This window comes from Rhizobium sp. RHZ01, from assembly GCF_014851595.1.
Classification (GTDB): domain Bacteria; phylum Pseudomonadota; class Alphaproteobacteria; order Rhizobiales; family Rhizobiaceae; genus Rhizobium; species Rhizobium altiplani.
The window spans coordinates 174,452-188,751 of sequence record NZ_JACUZZ010000004.1; the positions used below are offsets into that span (position 1 = coordinate 174,452).

8 protein-coding genes are annotated in these 14,300 nt (G+C 61.6%); 6 read left to right on the plus strand and 2 right to left on the minus strand.

Translation table 11 applies throughout. From position 1 onward, the window contains the following. Positions 1-185 precede the first annotated feature (185 nt). Positions 186-1,010 (plus strand): UDP-2,3-diacylglucosamine diphosphatase, encoded by an 825-nt coding sequence (locus IB248_RS06985; protein ID WP_169680249.1) that lies wholly within the window; start codon positions 186-188, stop codon positions 1,008-1,010. A 163-nt stretch (positions 1,011-1,173) separates the two neighbouring features. Continuing rightward, entirely contained in the window at positions 1,174-2,394 is a 1,221-nt protein-coding gene (locus IB248_RS06990) for an MFS transporter (protein WP_018854833.1), read from the plus strand. Here IB248_RS06990 and dgcA read toward each other — a convergent pair. Next, positions 2,346-3,329, minus strand: a complete 984-nt coding sequence (gene dgcA, locus IB248_RS06995; RefSeq protein WP_192240601.1) for an N-acetyl-D-Glu racemase DgcA — start codon at positions 3,327-3,329, stop codon at positions 2,346-2,348. The genes IB248_RS06990 and dgcA overlap by 49 nt on opposite strands. A 99-nt stretch (positions 3,330-3,428) precedes the next feature. On the opposite strand from dgcA, the gene IB248_RS07000 reads away from it, so the two are divergent. The 4 genes from IB248_RS07000 to IB248_RS07015 are packed head-to-tail and all read left to right on the plus strand — an operon-like array spanning position 3,429 to position 7,464. Continuing rightward, positions 3,429-4,598 carry an MlaE family lipid ABC transporter permease subunit gene (locus IB248_RS07000; protein WP_026371471.1) on the plus strand — a complete coding sequence of 390 codons (1,170 nt, stop codon included), beginning with the start codon at positions 3,429-3,431 and terminating at the stop codon, positions 4,596-4,598. Positions 4,599-4,607: 9 nt separating this feature from the next. After that, positions 4,608-5,453 carry an ABC transporter ATP-binding protein gene (locus IB248_RS07005; RefSeq protein WP_037089011.1) on the plus strand — a complete coding sequence of 282 codons (846 nt, stop codon included), beginning with the start codon at positions 4,608-4,610 and terminating at the stop codon, positions 5,451-5,453. Positions 5,454-5,462: 9 nt separating this feature from the next. After that, the gene (locus IB248_RS07010) at positions 5,463-6,833 is read left to right on the plus strand and encodes an MlaD family protein (protein WP_192240602.1); all 1,371 of its coding nucleotides are present in this window, start codon (positions 5,463-5,465) and stop codon (positions 6,831-6,833) included. Between the two features lie 22 nt (positions 6,834-6,855). Beyond that, a complete protein-coding gene (locus IB248_RS07015; RefSeq protein WP_192240603.1) occupies positions 6,856-7,464 on the plus strand; it encodes an ABC-type transport auxiliary lipoprotein family protein in 609 nt (202 codons plus the stop codon). Positions 7,465-7,647: 183 nt separating this feature from the next. Here IB248_RS07015 and IB248_RS07020 read toward each other — a convergent pair whose 3' ends face one another. After that, a complete protein-coding gene (locus IB248_RS07020) occupies positions 7,648-13,857 on the minus strand; it encodes a hypothetical protein (RefSeq protein ID WP_192240604.1) in 6,210 nt (2,069 codons plus the stop codon). Between the last annotated feature and the right edge of the window lie 443 nt (positions 13,858-14,300).

The following is a 14,300-nucleotide window of genomic DNA, read 5'->3' on the forward strand; positions in this document are numbered from 1 at the left end:
ATACATCAAACGGGATGGTCGAACAGTCGGAATTTCCGTTCGAAATGCGAAAACAGCGCAAATCTGCCGTGACGGGAGCGCAGGTCTGTAGAGACCGGGAAAATCGGGCGTGACAACCGGATGTCATCTTCCTGAAACACGACTCTGGTTTTGGAAGGTCAGGTGAACCATGGGACACGAGCAGGATGCTTGTGAGGGACAATATGGATACGCGGCACTTCCGTACGCTTTTCATTTCCGATGTGCATCTCGGCTCCAAGGCCGCGAAGGTGGACTTCCTGTTGGATTTTCTCAAGCATCACGAGGCCGATACCATCGTCCTCGTCGGCGATATCATTGATGGCTGGCGACTGAAGCGCAGCTGGTACTGGCCGCAGGATTGCAACGACGTGGTCCAGAAGCTGCTGCGCAAGGCGCGCAAGGGCACGCGGGTGGTTTATATCCCCGGCAATCACGACGAATTCCTTCGTGACTTTCCAGGCACCCATTTCGGTGGCATCGAGGTTGCCGAGCGCATCATGCACGAAGCGGCCGACGGCAAGAAGTACCTCGTGCTGCATGGCGACGAGTTCGACGTCGTGGTGCGCAACGCCCGCCTGCTCGCCTATCTCGGCGACTGGGCATACGACATGGCGATCATAATCAATATTGGCCTAGCAGCAATCCGTCGCCGGATGGGGATGCCGTACTGGTCGTTTTCCGCATGGGCCAAGCTTCAGGTGAAGCATGCAGTCAACTTCATAGGCGAGTTCCAGCGCGTCGTTGCCGACGAAGCCCGTAAGCACGGTGCGGACGGCGTGATTTGTGGCCACATTCATCACGCTGTCATGGAAGACATGGACGGGATCCGTTACATCAACACTGGAGACTGGGTCGAAAGCTGTACGGCGATCGCCGAGCATCAAGACGGCGCCTTTGAATTGATCGAATGGCGTTCCATGAGCGGTACGCAGGCGGTCCCGATGGCGATCGGGCATCGCGAAAAGGACGTCGCCCCGCAAGCCGCTTAGGCGCAATCTCCCAAGCCAGCAATTCAATGCATCAGTTTAGCCCGTTGTGTCTTTGCGACAGGCCCTATTTATTTTTTTAAACGTTTCAATCGGGCAATTTCTTGCCATAGTCGCCCTTAGGTTGACGTGATAGGCAGCGTTCAGTTTCCTGCAGGTCCACCTAATGATTCCCGCTCAAAACCCTCAGACAGGCGAGGGCGCCCCGCCGCGCTTTCGGCTTCTCAGTGCCCTGTCTTACTGCGCGCCCCTGCTCGTCAATGGCGTTGCGTTGCCCTTCTTTCCGATGTGGCTTGCACAGCACGAATTCAACGACCACGAGATCGGCGTCATCCTCGCGGTGCCGATGGTCGTGCGCGTGCTCGTCGCCCCGATCGTGGCGATGTATGCCGACCGGATGAGGGAGCGAGCGGATGTGCTGCTGTTTTCCGGAGTCCTGTCGCTGCTGACAGCCATCGCGCTCTACTGGACGAACACATTCTGGCCGGTGCTGATCGTCTACACGATCCAGGGAGCGACCTTTGCCTGTTATGTCCCGGTTGTCGAATCGATCGTGATCTCCGGAGTGCGGCGCTGGGGTCTGGATTACGGCTCCATGCGGGTATGGGGGTCGGTAGCGTTCATCGTCTCCACTCTGATCGGCGGGCAGCTGATCGGGCATTGGGGTGGCGAGATGGTGTTGCCGGTCATGACCTTTGGCTTTGTTATGACTGTTGTGATGGCTATCTATTGTCCCCGGATCGGCCCGACGCGCAGGCGCGGGATACCTGTCGATATCTCGGCTGCAACGGGGAGTTCTCTGCGCCAGCCCCATTTGTTGGCGTTGCTGATCGGGGTCGCAATCCAGCAGTCGAGCCACGCGGTGCTGCAGGCCTTCGCATCCCTCTACTGGCGAGAACTCGGCTTTTCCGGCACCGAGATCGCCGTTTTGTGGAGTGCTGGCGTTGCGGCCGAAGTGACCGTCTTCTTTCTTTCCCGCCGGCTGAACCGCCGGTTCAGCGCCTGGACGCTAATCCGGTTCGGGGCGGCGGTCAGCGTGTGTCGCTGGATTCTGTTCCCGATGCATTGGGGGTTCTGGGGCTTCTTCCTGCTTCAGTGCATGCATTCCTGCACCTATGCGTTCGTGCATACGGGCGTGCAGACACGTATCGTCGCCTCGGTGCAGGAGACGCAGGAATCGTCGGCGCAGGGCGCGTATTTCTTCTACAACGGCATGTTCATGGGGCTGATGACCATCGCCTCCGGTTACATCTACGCTTGGCTCGGCCTCGCAAGCTACTACGTGATGGCACTCGTCGCCCTGACCGGTCTCGGGCTGGTTATCGCGGCTTACTATCTTCAGCCCCAGAGCGTCGTTTCCGGCGGGAAAACGAGAGAGGCCGTATAACGCAGTCCCGGTTCGCGGTCGCGAGCAAGCAGCAGCGGTCCATCGAGGTCGACGAACTCGGCGTCCTGGGCCAGCAGCACGGCTGGCGCCATTGCCAGCGACGTGCCGACCATGCAGCCGACCATGATCTTGAAATCAAGGCGTTGCGCCTCTTTCTTCATCACAAGCGCCTCCGTGAGGCCACCCGTTTTGTCGAGCTTGATATTGATCGCGTCGTAGCGGTCGCGAAGGCTGGCGAGGTCCCCGGTATGGTGGACGCTTTCATCCGCGCAAACGAGGACGGGACGACGGATCTCCGCCAGAAATTCATCCTTGCCGGCCGGCAGCGGCTGTTCGACCAAGGCGACGCCCATCTCGGCAGCGATGCGCAGATGATGCTCAAGCGTTTCGTCAGGCCAGCCCTCATTGGCATCGAGGATGATCGCCGCATTGGGCGCTGCCTCGCGAACCGCGCGGATACGGCTTTCGTCATCGCCGGTGCCGACCTTGACCTTCAGGAGGGCCCGATCGGCGTTTGCGCGCGCCTGTGCAGCCATGACGTCAGGTTCGCCGAGCGAGATCGTGAAGGCGGTCGTCAGCGGCTGCGGCTGCGCCAGGCCAAGCGCCATGATCACGGTTTCGCCCGAACTCTTGGCTTCCAGATCCCAGAGGGCGCAGTCAACGACATTGCGCGCGGCGCCGGGAGGCATAGCTCGCTGAAGTTCCTTTCGCGTCAGGCCGGCTTCAATCAACGGCTTTGCCGCTTCGATCTGTGCTGCCACGCTTTCCATGGTCTCGCCATAACGGCGATAGGGAACGCATTCGCCTCGGCCGGCAAACCCGTTTTCCCGGATTATGCAGAGGATCACGTCTGCCGACGTTTTGGCGCCCCGCGAGATCGAGAATGTGCCCGCTATGGGGAAGGAATCCGTCTGAATTTGAAGTGACCGTGGCATATTTGCAATCCTGCGCGCATGGAAATTTGGTGCGGCTTGGGTATATTGATCCGAAGCGGCGAACCGTTAGTTCGCGAGTCGGCAATGTCGCCGTAAGCCTTGAAAGACACAAGCGTTTTGAAGTCCGAAACCCGTAACGCCGCCTCACTGCATGTGGACGACCAGAGCCATGGCGCGGGTCAGTTCGTTCATATCGAAGGGAACTGGCGAAGCGCCAACCTGCATCTCGTTTTGCGTGACTTCGACAAGCTTACCGCCGGCCGAAGCGGCGAGGTGACACTCGACCTATCAGGCGTGACCGATATCGACACTGCGGGCGTCTGGCTGCTCTGCCGGCTGAAGAAGCAGGTGGAAGGCGCCGGTGGGACCGTGCGCTTCGAAGGCAGTAACACCCATATCGACGAGATGATCGCGGAGTTTTCCGAGGAACCGCCGCAGCCCGAGCAGGAGCCGCAGCCAAGCGCAAGCTGGCCGGAGCGGATCTTCGCACCGATCGGCAAGATCACCTCCGAGCTCTGGAACAACCTCGCGGCCGCGATGTATATCCTCGGCTCCGCTGTCCGCGGCGCGCAAATGAAATTCGGGCGAGGCAGCGGCGTATCGCCGGCGTCGATCGTCAACCAGATCGACCACATGGGCGTGCGCGCGGTGCCGATCATATTGCTGATGTCGTTTCTGATTGGTGCGATCATCGCGCAGCAGGGCGCCTTTCAGCTCCGCTATTTTGGCGCCGAAGTCTTCGTCGTCGATCTCGTCGGTATCCTGCAGCTTCGCGAAATCGGTGTGCTTCTCACCGCCATCATGATTGCCGGCCGCTCGGGCAGCGCCATCACGGCTGAAATCGGCTCGATGAAGATGCGCGAGGAAGTGGACGCATTGAAGGTCATGGGGCTCAATCCCGTGGGCGTGCTGATTTTCCCGCGCCTAGTTGCCCTTACGGTGGCGCTGCCGCTGTTGACGGTCATCGCGAACTTTGCCTCGCTCGCCGGCGCAGCCGTGGTCGCCTGGGCCTATTCCGGCATCACCTTCGCCAACTTCGTCTCCCGCCTGCATGAGGCGATCACGCTGTCGACGGTGCTGTCCGGGATGATCAAGGCGCCGTTCATGGCGCTGGTTATCGGTATCGTTGCGGCGGTCGAGGGCTTAAAGGTAGGCGGCAGCGCCGAGTCGCTTGGCCAGCACGTGACCGCGGCGGTAGTGAAGGCGATCTTTGTCGTTATCCTCATGGACGGGCTTTTTGCCATGTTCTATGCGGCCATCAATTTCTAAGGATTGTACGTGGACGGGCAGCATACAGAGACCGGAAACAACGAGGGGCGAGATGTCGTGCTATCAGCGCGCGGCGTGACCGTCGCTTTCGGGTCGAAGGTTGTTCTCGACCATCTGGATCTGGATATCTATCGCGGCGAAATTCTCGGTTTTGTCGGAGCGTCGGGAACGGGCAAGTCGGTCTTGATGCGGACGGTGCTTCGGTTGCTGCCGCGGCGCTCTGGAACGATCAAGATTCTCGGTCAGGACTTCGATGAGTTGGACGAGCCGCAGCGCAACGCGCTCGACATGCGGCTCGGTGTGCTGTTCCAGCAGGGGGCGCTGTTTTCGTCGCTGACCGTCCGGGAGAACATCCAGGTTCCAATGCGCGAGTATCTGGACCTGCCCCAGTCGCTGATGGACGAACTCGCGCAGCTCAAGATCCGCCTCGTCGGGCTTGCGGCTGATGCCGCCGACAAATACCCGTCGGAGCTTTCGGGCGGCATGATCAAGCGTGCTGCGCTGGCACGCGCGCTTGCGCTCGATCCGGAATTGGTCTTCCTTGACGAGCCAACGTCGGGCCTCGACCCGATCGGTGCCGCGGAGTTCGACGAGCTCATCGCAAGGCTCAGGGACACCCTCGGCCTGACCGTCTACATGGTCACGCACGACCTCGACAGTCTCTTCTCGGTCTGTGACCGGATTGCGGTGCTTGGCAAGAAGCGGGTATTGGTCGAGGGAACGATCGACGACATGCTGGCCTGCGACGATCCTTGGGTTCAGGCTTATTTCAAGGGCAAGCGGGCGCGTTCGGTCGTGCCGCAGCGTGGCCACGCAGGCAAGGACAGCCTGGCGCAAGATAGCCGCGGGAAGTGAGCGGATACGATGGAAACAAAAGCGAACTACACGATTGTCGGCTTTTTCACGGTGCTCGTTATCGCGGCGGCGTTCGGTTTCGTTTACTGGATGGCGGAATATGGGCGCGGTGGGCCGATGGCCGAACTGATCGTCCGGATTCCCGGCTCCGCGAACGGCTTGAGCGTCGGCTCGCCGGTGCGGTTCAACGGCATTCAGGTCGGTTCGGTCAAGTCGCTGTCCATCGATGCCGACGATCCCAGTTTCTCACTGGCGTTCACCGAGGTGCGGGTCGACGCGCCTATCTATCCCTCGACGAAAGCCATCCTTGAAATCCAGGGTCTGACGGGTGCTGCCTATATCGAACTTTCGGGCGGGAGGATCGGCGAAAAGAACATCCTTCAACAGTCCCTCGAGACCGGAAAGCGAGCGGTCATCGTCGCGGATCAGTCGAGTGTCACGAACCTTCTGGCGACGGCAGACAAGATTCTTGACAGAGCGAACGATGCTGTCGGGCAGATTCAGGGCTTTGTGACGGATGCACGCGGGCCGCTGACGAAGACATTGCAGAATGCCGAGACCTTCTCCGATGCACTGGCCAAGAACTCAGGCAACATCGACTCGTTCCTGCAGAGTGTCGGCCAACTCTCCGAGACCGTGCGTAAGGTCTCGGGTCGTGTCGACTCGACGCTGGAAGCGGTCGAGGCCCTCGTGAAGGCCGTCGACGCGAAGAAGATCGACACCATTCTCAGCAATGCCGAGAAAGTCAGCCGCGACGTCGCGGATGCTTCGGGAAACTTCAAGGGAGCGATCCAGAAGTTCCAGGAAACGGCGACTACGTACAACGACCTCGGCAAGAAGGCGCAGGCGACGCTCGATCGAGTAGATACGTTGGTCGCGCAGATCGACCCGGTGAAGGTCAAGGGATCCGTCGACGATATCTCGCAGGCGACAAAGGACGCACGCACCGCAGTCGCTTCGATCAAGGACGTCGCGAACACTGTTTCGGCCCGGCAGAAGGACATCGACCAGACGATCCAGAATGTTTCGCAGATGGCGAACAAGCTGAACGCGGCCTCCACACGTGTCGACGGCATTCTGATCAAGCTGGACGCGCTGCTCGGTACGGACAATACGCAGTCGCTGTTTGCGCAGGCGCGTGACACGCTCACCTCATTCAAGAAGGTCGCCGACAATCTGAATTCGCGCATCGGTCCTATTGCGGACAACTTGCAGAAATTTTCCAGCGGTGGGCTGCGCGATGTGCAGTCGCTCATCAACGACACGCGCTCCACCGTGCAAAACCTCAACGATGCGATCGGCAATTTTGACCGCAATCCGCAGCGGCTGATCTTCGGTGGGGATACCGTAAAGCAATATGACGGCCGGACGCGGCGTTAATAGGGATATTAGGGGAGCGCATATGGCCGTATCGGATCTGTTGCAGCGTCGTTCGTGGCTATCGACGACCGCGATTACGCTGCCGCTATTGGCGGGTCTGGCAGGCTGTGGGACGGCTGCCAGGAACGACACCTACGACCTCTCCGCGTCGGTGACTGGCAGTGGGCCGGCGGCCAGGGGCCGGCAGATCCTGGTGCAGCAGCCAACTGCGTTGCGGGCGATCGACAGCGAACAGATCGTCATTCGGGTGGCGCCGTCGCAGATACAGTACCTTTCCAAGGCGCAATGGGGCGACAAGCTGCCGCGCATGGTCCAGGCAAAGCTCGTCGAAGCCTACGAGAACTCAGGCAAGCTCGGCGGCGTCGGCGTGCCCGGGCAGGGACTGGCGATCGACTATCAGCTCGTGACCGATATCCGCGCTTTCGAGATCGACACGACCGGTGGCAGCCACGCGGTCGTCGAGATTTCGGCCAAGATCGTGAACGACCGGAATGGCACCGTGAGAACCCAGAAAGTGTTCAGACAAGCGGTGCCGGCCAATGGGTCCAACGACGGTCTTGTGACGGGTCTCGATCGCGCGTTCGCGAGCGTGACGGCTGAGATCGTGAACTGGACCCTCCAGTCGATCTGATAGAGGGCGCCGGCAATGCACCACAAGGTGCCTGCTGGCGCGTGCCGGCCTAGCGCGATGGCGTAACACGATCCACCGTCCACGACCCGACCCGACCTTTCGCAGAGAGCGACGTCAGACAATCGCCCGAGATGAAAATGGCCGCCTCTTGGGCGGCCATTTCATTTGTTCCTTGAGTGTGGCTTAGCCCAGTCGCCCTGCGGCGTGAGCAAGCATCGTATAGACCTTGCCGGTATCCGAAGTCAGATAGGACTGCGTGATCGTCTTGTCGCGATCGCCGCGGGAAACATCAGAAAGGAGCTTCTCGAAATCGGCGATATAACGATCGACGGCGGTGCGGAACTCCGGCTCGCGATCATACTTGCGCTTGATCTCGTCGAAGGTCTGCTGGCCCTTCAGCGTGTAGAGGCGGCGCGTAAAGACGTCCCGTTCGCCACGCTGGTAACGACGCCACAGATCGACCGAAGCGTCATGATCGATTGCACGCGCGATATCTACCGAAAGCGAGTTCAGCGACTCGACGACGTGGCGCGGATTGCGGCTATCGGCCGTGCGGGCAGGTGCCGCCGCGGCAGCCTCGGCGCGTGGGGCTGGTTGCCGTGCTGGAGCTTCCTCGGCGGTCTCATCGCGCGATGCACCACGCAGGAGGTCGCTGATCCAGCCGCCGCTTGCCGGGGGAGCGGCAACGGGGGTGCGCTGCGGCGTTGCGGCTGCATGCGTCAGGGAGCCACGCAGACCGAGGTTCTCGATCGGCGAGGGTGTTGCTGCCGGAGCCGGGGCGGGGGCTGCGGGAGGGGTGGGCTGGGGCGCCTGCTGGGTAACGGCCGGCTGAGCCGGGCGTGGCGCAGGCTGAGGCTGAGGCTGAGGAATGGCCCGCGGCGCAGGCTCGGAGATCTCCAGTTGCTGCGTCGAGCGGCCAACGATGTGCGAGATGTCCTGCAAAGCCTTGATCTGCTCGGCAACGGCGCGGCGCATGGCAGCAGCGCTTTCCTTGGCCTCTTCCGGAAGATCGAATGCACCGCGTTTCAATTCGCTGCGGGTCATGTCGAGTTCCTTGCGGATATCGCCGGCCGAGCGGCGGATCTCCTCGGTGGCGCCGGAGAAGCGGGATACTGCCTCCTCGACTGCCTCGCGAAGCGACTCGCGCATGGTCTGGGCAGCGCCGTCGGATGCACGACCTGCCTCGCCCAGCATACGCTCGACTTCCGACAGGGAGGCCGTCAGGCCGCCACGCAAGCGGCTGGAAAGCTCGCTGGAGCGACGTTCGGCGTTGCCGAAGGCGCCGTCGATTGTGGCATTGGCGTCTTCGCCGGCCTTGACGATCGCAGCGCGCATCGTTGAGGCGGCTTCCTCAGCCCGCTTTTCGCTTTCGGAAAGAACGCGGCCGATGTCGGAGAACGAGGATTGCACGCTTTCGCGCAGCGTTCCGCTGACCTGGTTGGAGCGCTGTTCGGCGCGGTCGAATGCGGATTCGACCATGCCGCCCAGGGCACGCATCGTCCGTTCGATTTCCTCGGAGCGCTGGACGAGTCCCACGGAAAGGTTCTGGAGGGCGCTTTCGCGATCCTCGAGCGTTGACACGAGGTTGGATTGAGCGGCTGCCAGCAGGCCGGATGCCTGGCTGAGCACCTTGGAGTGTTCGTCGAACCGGCCGATGATACCGCCGACCTGGGCAAGCGTCTGGCCCGAAATGTCCGAGAGGCGGTCGACCTTGCCTTCGAGCAGGCGCGTCGAGGCAGACACCATTTCGGCGGCCTTCTGGGCAGACTCGGTGAAGCGCGACGTCGTATCGCCGAGGCGGCCATCCACTGCCGCGAGATTTTCGGCGGCACGGCTCATCACCTGGCCCATAGCTGAGCTGTTGTCCGACAGGCGTTCGATCAGCTTGTTGACGTTGGCAAGCAGGCTGTTTTCCATCGCGTCGACGGCCGAGGATGCGCTTTCGGTCCGTGCCGTGATTGCGTTGACGAGCGCCTCATTCTCACTGCGCAGGCGCTCGGTGCTGCGTTCCGTCGCTGTCGTAATGCGCGCGGCGGCGTCCTTGCCTGCTTCGGCATAGCGGTCGATCAGCGGCCGCGCCGTCTCCTCGAGAATGCGCGACAGCTCCGTGGAACGACCGGACAGCATCGAATTGAGCTCGCGGGTGCGATCGTCGAGCGTCGAGCGGATGGCGTCGCCACGCGCCTCGAGCGCCTTTTCGACATTGGTCAGAGTCGAGTCGATTTCGCGCGTGCGATCCTCGAGGTTCGAACGGATTGCATTGCCACGTGCTTCCAGAGCACGTTCGACGTCTGCCATGGTTGAGGTAATTTCCTGACTTGCGTCGGAAATCGTCGTGCGGATACCGGCACCATGGTTTTCGAAAGTCGCTTGGGCGTCGCCGAGGGCGCGGGAAATAGCGCCAACCTGGCCACTGACGAGGGTCTCGGCCTCGGCGACCTTCTTGATAATGGCATTGCCGGCTTCCGAGAAAGTCTGGGCAACGGCGGCTGCCTGGCCGGCCAAACGGTTCTGGGCGTCGGAGACGCGGCCGACGATCTGCTCGGAACGCTCTTCGATCGTGCGGGCGAACTCGTTGCTCTTGGCGTCGAGGCCTTCGGCAAACTGCTGGCCGGTGCGGCCTAGGTTTTCGGCGGCGCGGGCTGCTTCGTCGTCGATGCCCTTCGTCGTCTCGGCGACGGCGCTGCGCAGCGAAGCGGCGAGCCCGGCAGCCTTACCTTCGATCGTGCGATTGACGGCGTCGAGGCCGACTGTGAGGGCCCGGTCCATCGTGGACAGGCGCTCCTCGATGCGGACGCTGCCGCGTTCCATCGCCTCGTCGATGCTGACCGTACGGGAGTCGATCTCCGAGGTGAGGTTGGCGGTGCGGCCATCGATCGTTTCGGTAAACTTCGTAGCGCTGTCGTTGATCGCCGCAGCGATACGGTTCGTTGCGTCTTCGCCGAGCGTTCCGAGGCGGGAAATGCCGTCGGACAAAGTGCTGGAGAGGCGACCGCCAGCGGCGTCGACCTGCTCGGCCACGCCGCCGACGCCGTCACGGATGCGGTTTTCGAGGGCGGCAAGGCCGGCCTCGACGCGCGAGCCGGTTTCCGCAAAGCGGCCCGTCATGCCCTCGATCGACTGGTCGAGCTGTGAAGAGAAGGTCTCTGCCGAACGTGAGATCTCGCCAGCAGCCTCCTGGAAACGGCCGGCGATGTGACCGGTGCTGTCGCGCAGGCGGTCTTCCAGGGCCCGGCCACTGTTGTCGATCGCCTGGCGAAGCGAGACTTCATGGTCTTCCAGGGACATTTCCAGCATGCCGACGCTGGTGGCAATCGAGGCGCTGATCGTCGTCGCCTGATCGGAGAGCGTATCGCTGATACGGCTGTGGGCGTCGGTGAGGGCGAGGTTGATAGCCTGCTCGCGATCGGCCAGGGTCGAACGGATGCGTTCATGGGCCGAGTCCAAGCCGCTTTCGATGCGCGTAGCGGCATTGCCGGTCAGGGCTTCGAAACGATCATGCGCAGCCGCAAGACCGCCTTCGATGCGGGCGGCAGCGTCGCCGTGCAGTGTTTCCAATTTCTGATGCGCATTGCTGAGGTTGTATTCGATGCGGGCCGCGGCGCTGCCAGCCAGCTGCTCGATCCGATCGCTGCCGCTCGACAGCGTGCCGGCAAGCGTCGATGCGTGTTCGTTCAGGGAACGCTCGAGGCGCTCCTGGCTTTCCGTGTAGGCGCTGCGGATGGCGTCCGACTTGTCGACGAGGGCGCCGGCAACCCGGGACTCGGCGCCGGCCACGGTGTCGAGCAAGGCGTTGGTGCGGGCTTCCAGTGCATCGTCAAAACGGCTCTGGCTTTCTCCGAAGGAGATCGCGAGCGCCATGGCCTTCTCGTCCAGCGTATCCGAGAGGCGGTCCTGGACCGTAGCAATCGAATTCGCGATGGTATCGACGCGCCGGGCAAGCGCCTCGTCGATGCGGCTATGACCTTCGTTCAACGATACCGTAAGCGCCATGACACGGTCATCAAGCGCCTCGGTGATCCGGTCGTGTCCGCCGGCAAGCGAGTTGCTGATCGTTTCGGCGTGATGGCCGAGCGTGTCTTCAATGCGCGACTGGCCTTCGTTGAGGGAGATGGCGAGGGCCATTGCCTTGTCATCAAGAGTATCGGCGAGCTTCTCATGGCCGCTGGCGATCGAAGCGGCAATCGCTTCCGCACGCTTGGCGATCGCATCCTCGAAGCGGTTCTGGCTCTCATCCAGCGAGATGGCCAGCGTCATGGCCTTGTCGTCGAGTGCGTCCGCAAGGCGCTCATGGCTGCCCGAGACGGCGCTGATGATTGCGTCCGAGCGGCTTGCCAGGGTGCTCTCAAAGCGGTCGTGGCTGTCGGCAAGGGCGGCAGTCAGCGCGCCTCCGCGATCGGTCATCACGCCGTCGATCCGCTCATGCGCGGAATCGAGCGCGTGCGTGATATCGGCAGCGCGCTTGGAGATCATCGTGTTCAGATCGTCGGCGCGGCCGAAGGCCGAAGTAATTTGCTCGGTGCCCGCGGAGACGGCCGAGCTGAGATCGGAGGTCGTGGACAGCAATGTTTCGCGGAACTCTGTCGCGCGTGCGGAGAGATTATTGTGGAGTTCCGAGGTGCCCGACGCAAGCGCCAGGGAGATTTCGGACGTGGCGTGGCTCAACGCCGAGGTCATGCCTGTCGTGTGGGTATGGATAGCCTCGGTGACCTCGGAGACCTTGCCTGCCAGCGAGCTTTCCATAACTTCCTGGCTGGTCGCGAGGGCAGTGGCCAGTGCGAACGATTGATCGGTCAGCGACGCGCCAAGGCGTTCGATGCTCGAGCTCAAAATGCCGTTCAGCGACTCCGAACCGCCGGTCATGGTGTCGTTGATGCGGTTGAGGCTCTCCATGAGCTTCGTGTCGAGCGAGCCGGCACGCTTGTCGAAGGCATTGGCGAATTCCGCGACGCGGTCATCGAACGAGGTCGAGAGCTGCGCGACAGTCGCTTGCAGCCGTTCGTCAAAGAAGCCGGAACGAAGGTCGAGATCCATGATGGTGTCGTCGACGCTCGACTGCAGGCTCTGGCGGAAGGTCGAACCCTTCTCGTCGAGCGCGCTGTTGAGCTTGGAGAGAACGTCATCAAGCGTGGTGCTGATCGTGCGCTCGCCACCAGTCAGGCTCTCGTTGATCTCGCGGGTGCGGGCGATCAGGATTTCGTTCAACTGGCGGGCACGGTCGTTCAGCGCGGCGTTCAGCTTCTCTGCGTTGCTGTCCATCGTGGACGCACGCGTCTCGAACTGCCGAAGGACAAGCTCTCCATGCTCGCTCAGGCTCGACGCCAGGGTATCCAGCCGCGTGTCGAATTCGTTGGTGAGCGCGAATCCGGAGGAGGTGAGCGTTTGCAGCAGTGAATCCGTCTTTGCCGCAAGCAGCGTGCCGAGCGACTGGATGGCCGATTCCGACTTTTCGGTGATCGCCGCGGCGCGCGTGTCGATCATCGAGGCGAATGCTTCGCCCGAGGTCGCAAGGCGTATCGCGATCTCTTCCGTGGCAAGAGAGAGGTCTTCCTTGAGCTGATCATGCACGCCCGAGATCGACGTGCGGATACGCTCAGCGTGGTTGACGATCGCTTCGCGCTCCGACCCGAGTTCATGGACGAGGCCGCGCACGCGCAATTCATTGTCGGCGTAGCTGCGCTCGAGGGCGTTGACCTCGGAGTGGACGAGGGTTTCAAGCTCCGAAGCGCGTGCGATGGTGCGTTCGATGCCTTCGTTCATCGCCGAGACTTCGCGGCGAACGGCCTGGCCGACCGTCATGATGCGTTCGGAAGCGACGGTCTCGGGCTCGGAGAGGCGAAGCGCAACTTCGGCCATGGAGCGTGCTGCGTTGCGCATGTCCTGGGCGCGCGCCATCATGACGGCAAAGGCATAGAACAGCAACACCGGCACGATGATGCCGATGAGGCCGGCAACAATGCCCGGAAGAGCCAAAAGATCGGCGATCGAGCGGATCTGCCAGATCTGCGGCGAATAGAGCAGGGCCATGAGGCCGAGACCGCCGACGATCCAAAGCAGCGACACAATGGTTGCGTTGCGAACAGCCGATCGGCTGGAGCCGGTCTCCAGGGACTTGAGAAGCGTAGCCGGCGATATGCGGTTGGCGTCGTTGGCGGCGAAGGACGGGGCGCGAGACGGCTGCTCGGGCTGGCGAGGCGTATTGGCGGGGCGCGCGCGCTCCTTGGAGCCTTGTTGATTGCGGGCACTCGGTGTTTCGGACAATTTGGCCTCCGGGGCGTCGGTCTTGCCGTTGCGAGACAGCGTATCGTCTTCTCCGAAGTCGATCTGGAGCGCCTCGTCCAATGCCTTGAACGCCTTGTCCTCGATCGACTCGCTGTACTTGTTGTTCGCCATTTACGTTACGCCTCGTTACATCCCAGCCGGTTCAACAACGCCTCGGGCTTCCCGCCGAGCCCGCACAAAACCTTAGCCTCTGAGCCCGCCCGTCCACATTGCCGAGGACGGATAAGCATATCATTTCAGAGTGGATAGCTGCTTTTTCATACAGACGGTATCAAAACATTACCATTATCCACTTGGCGAGCAAAGGCAGGTACCGGAAAGCTCGCCCAGTAGTATCGTAGTGACACATCCGGGACTGCTAGACAATTAACGCAACCGCTCAAATTCCCGGATAATAAGGTCTTGTTAACATCATTTAATAAAAGCGGGCCCTTGAAACCAAGGCGTTAGAGACGTTTAGCTGGCGTTAACCATACCTCAAGAAATCCGCCCTGAATGTGCCGGAATTTAACGCGATGGCCACTCGGTGCCCGCACTTTTGTGGAAAGTCGGCA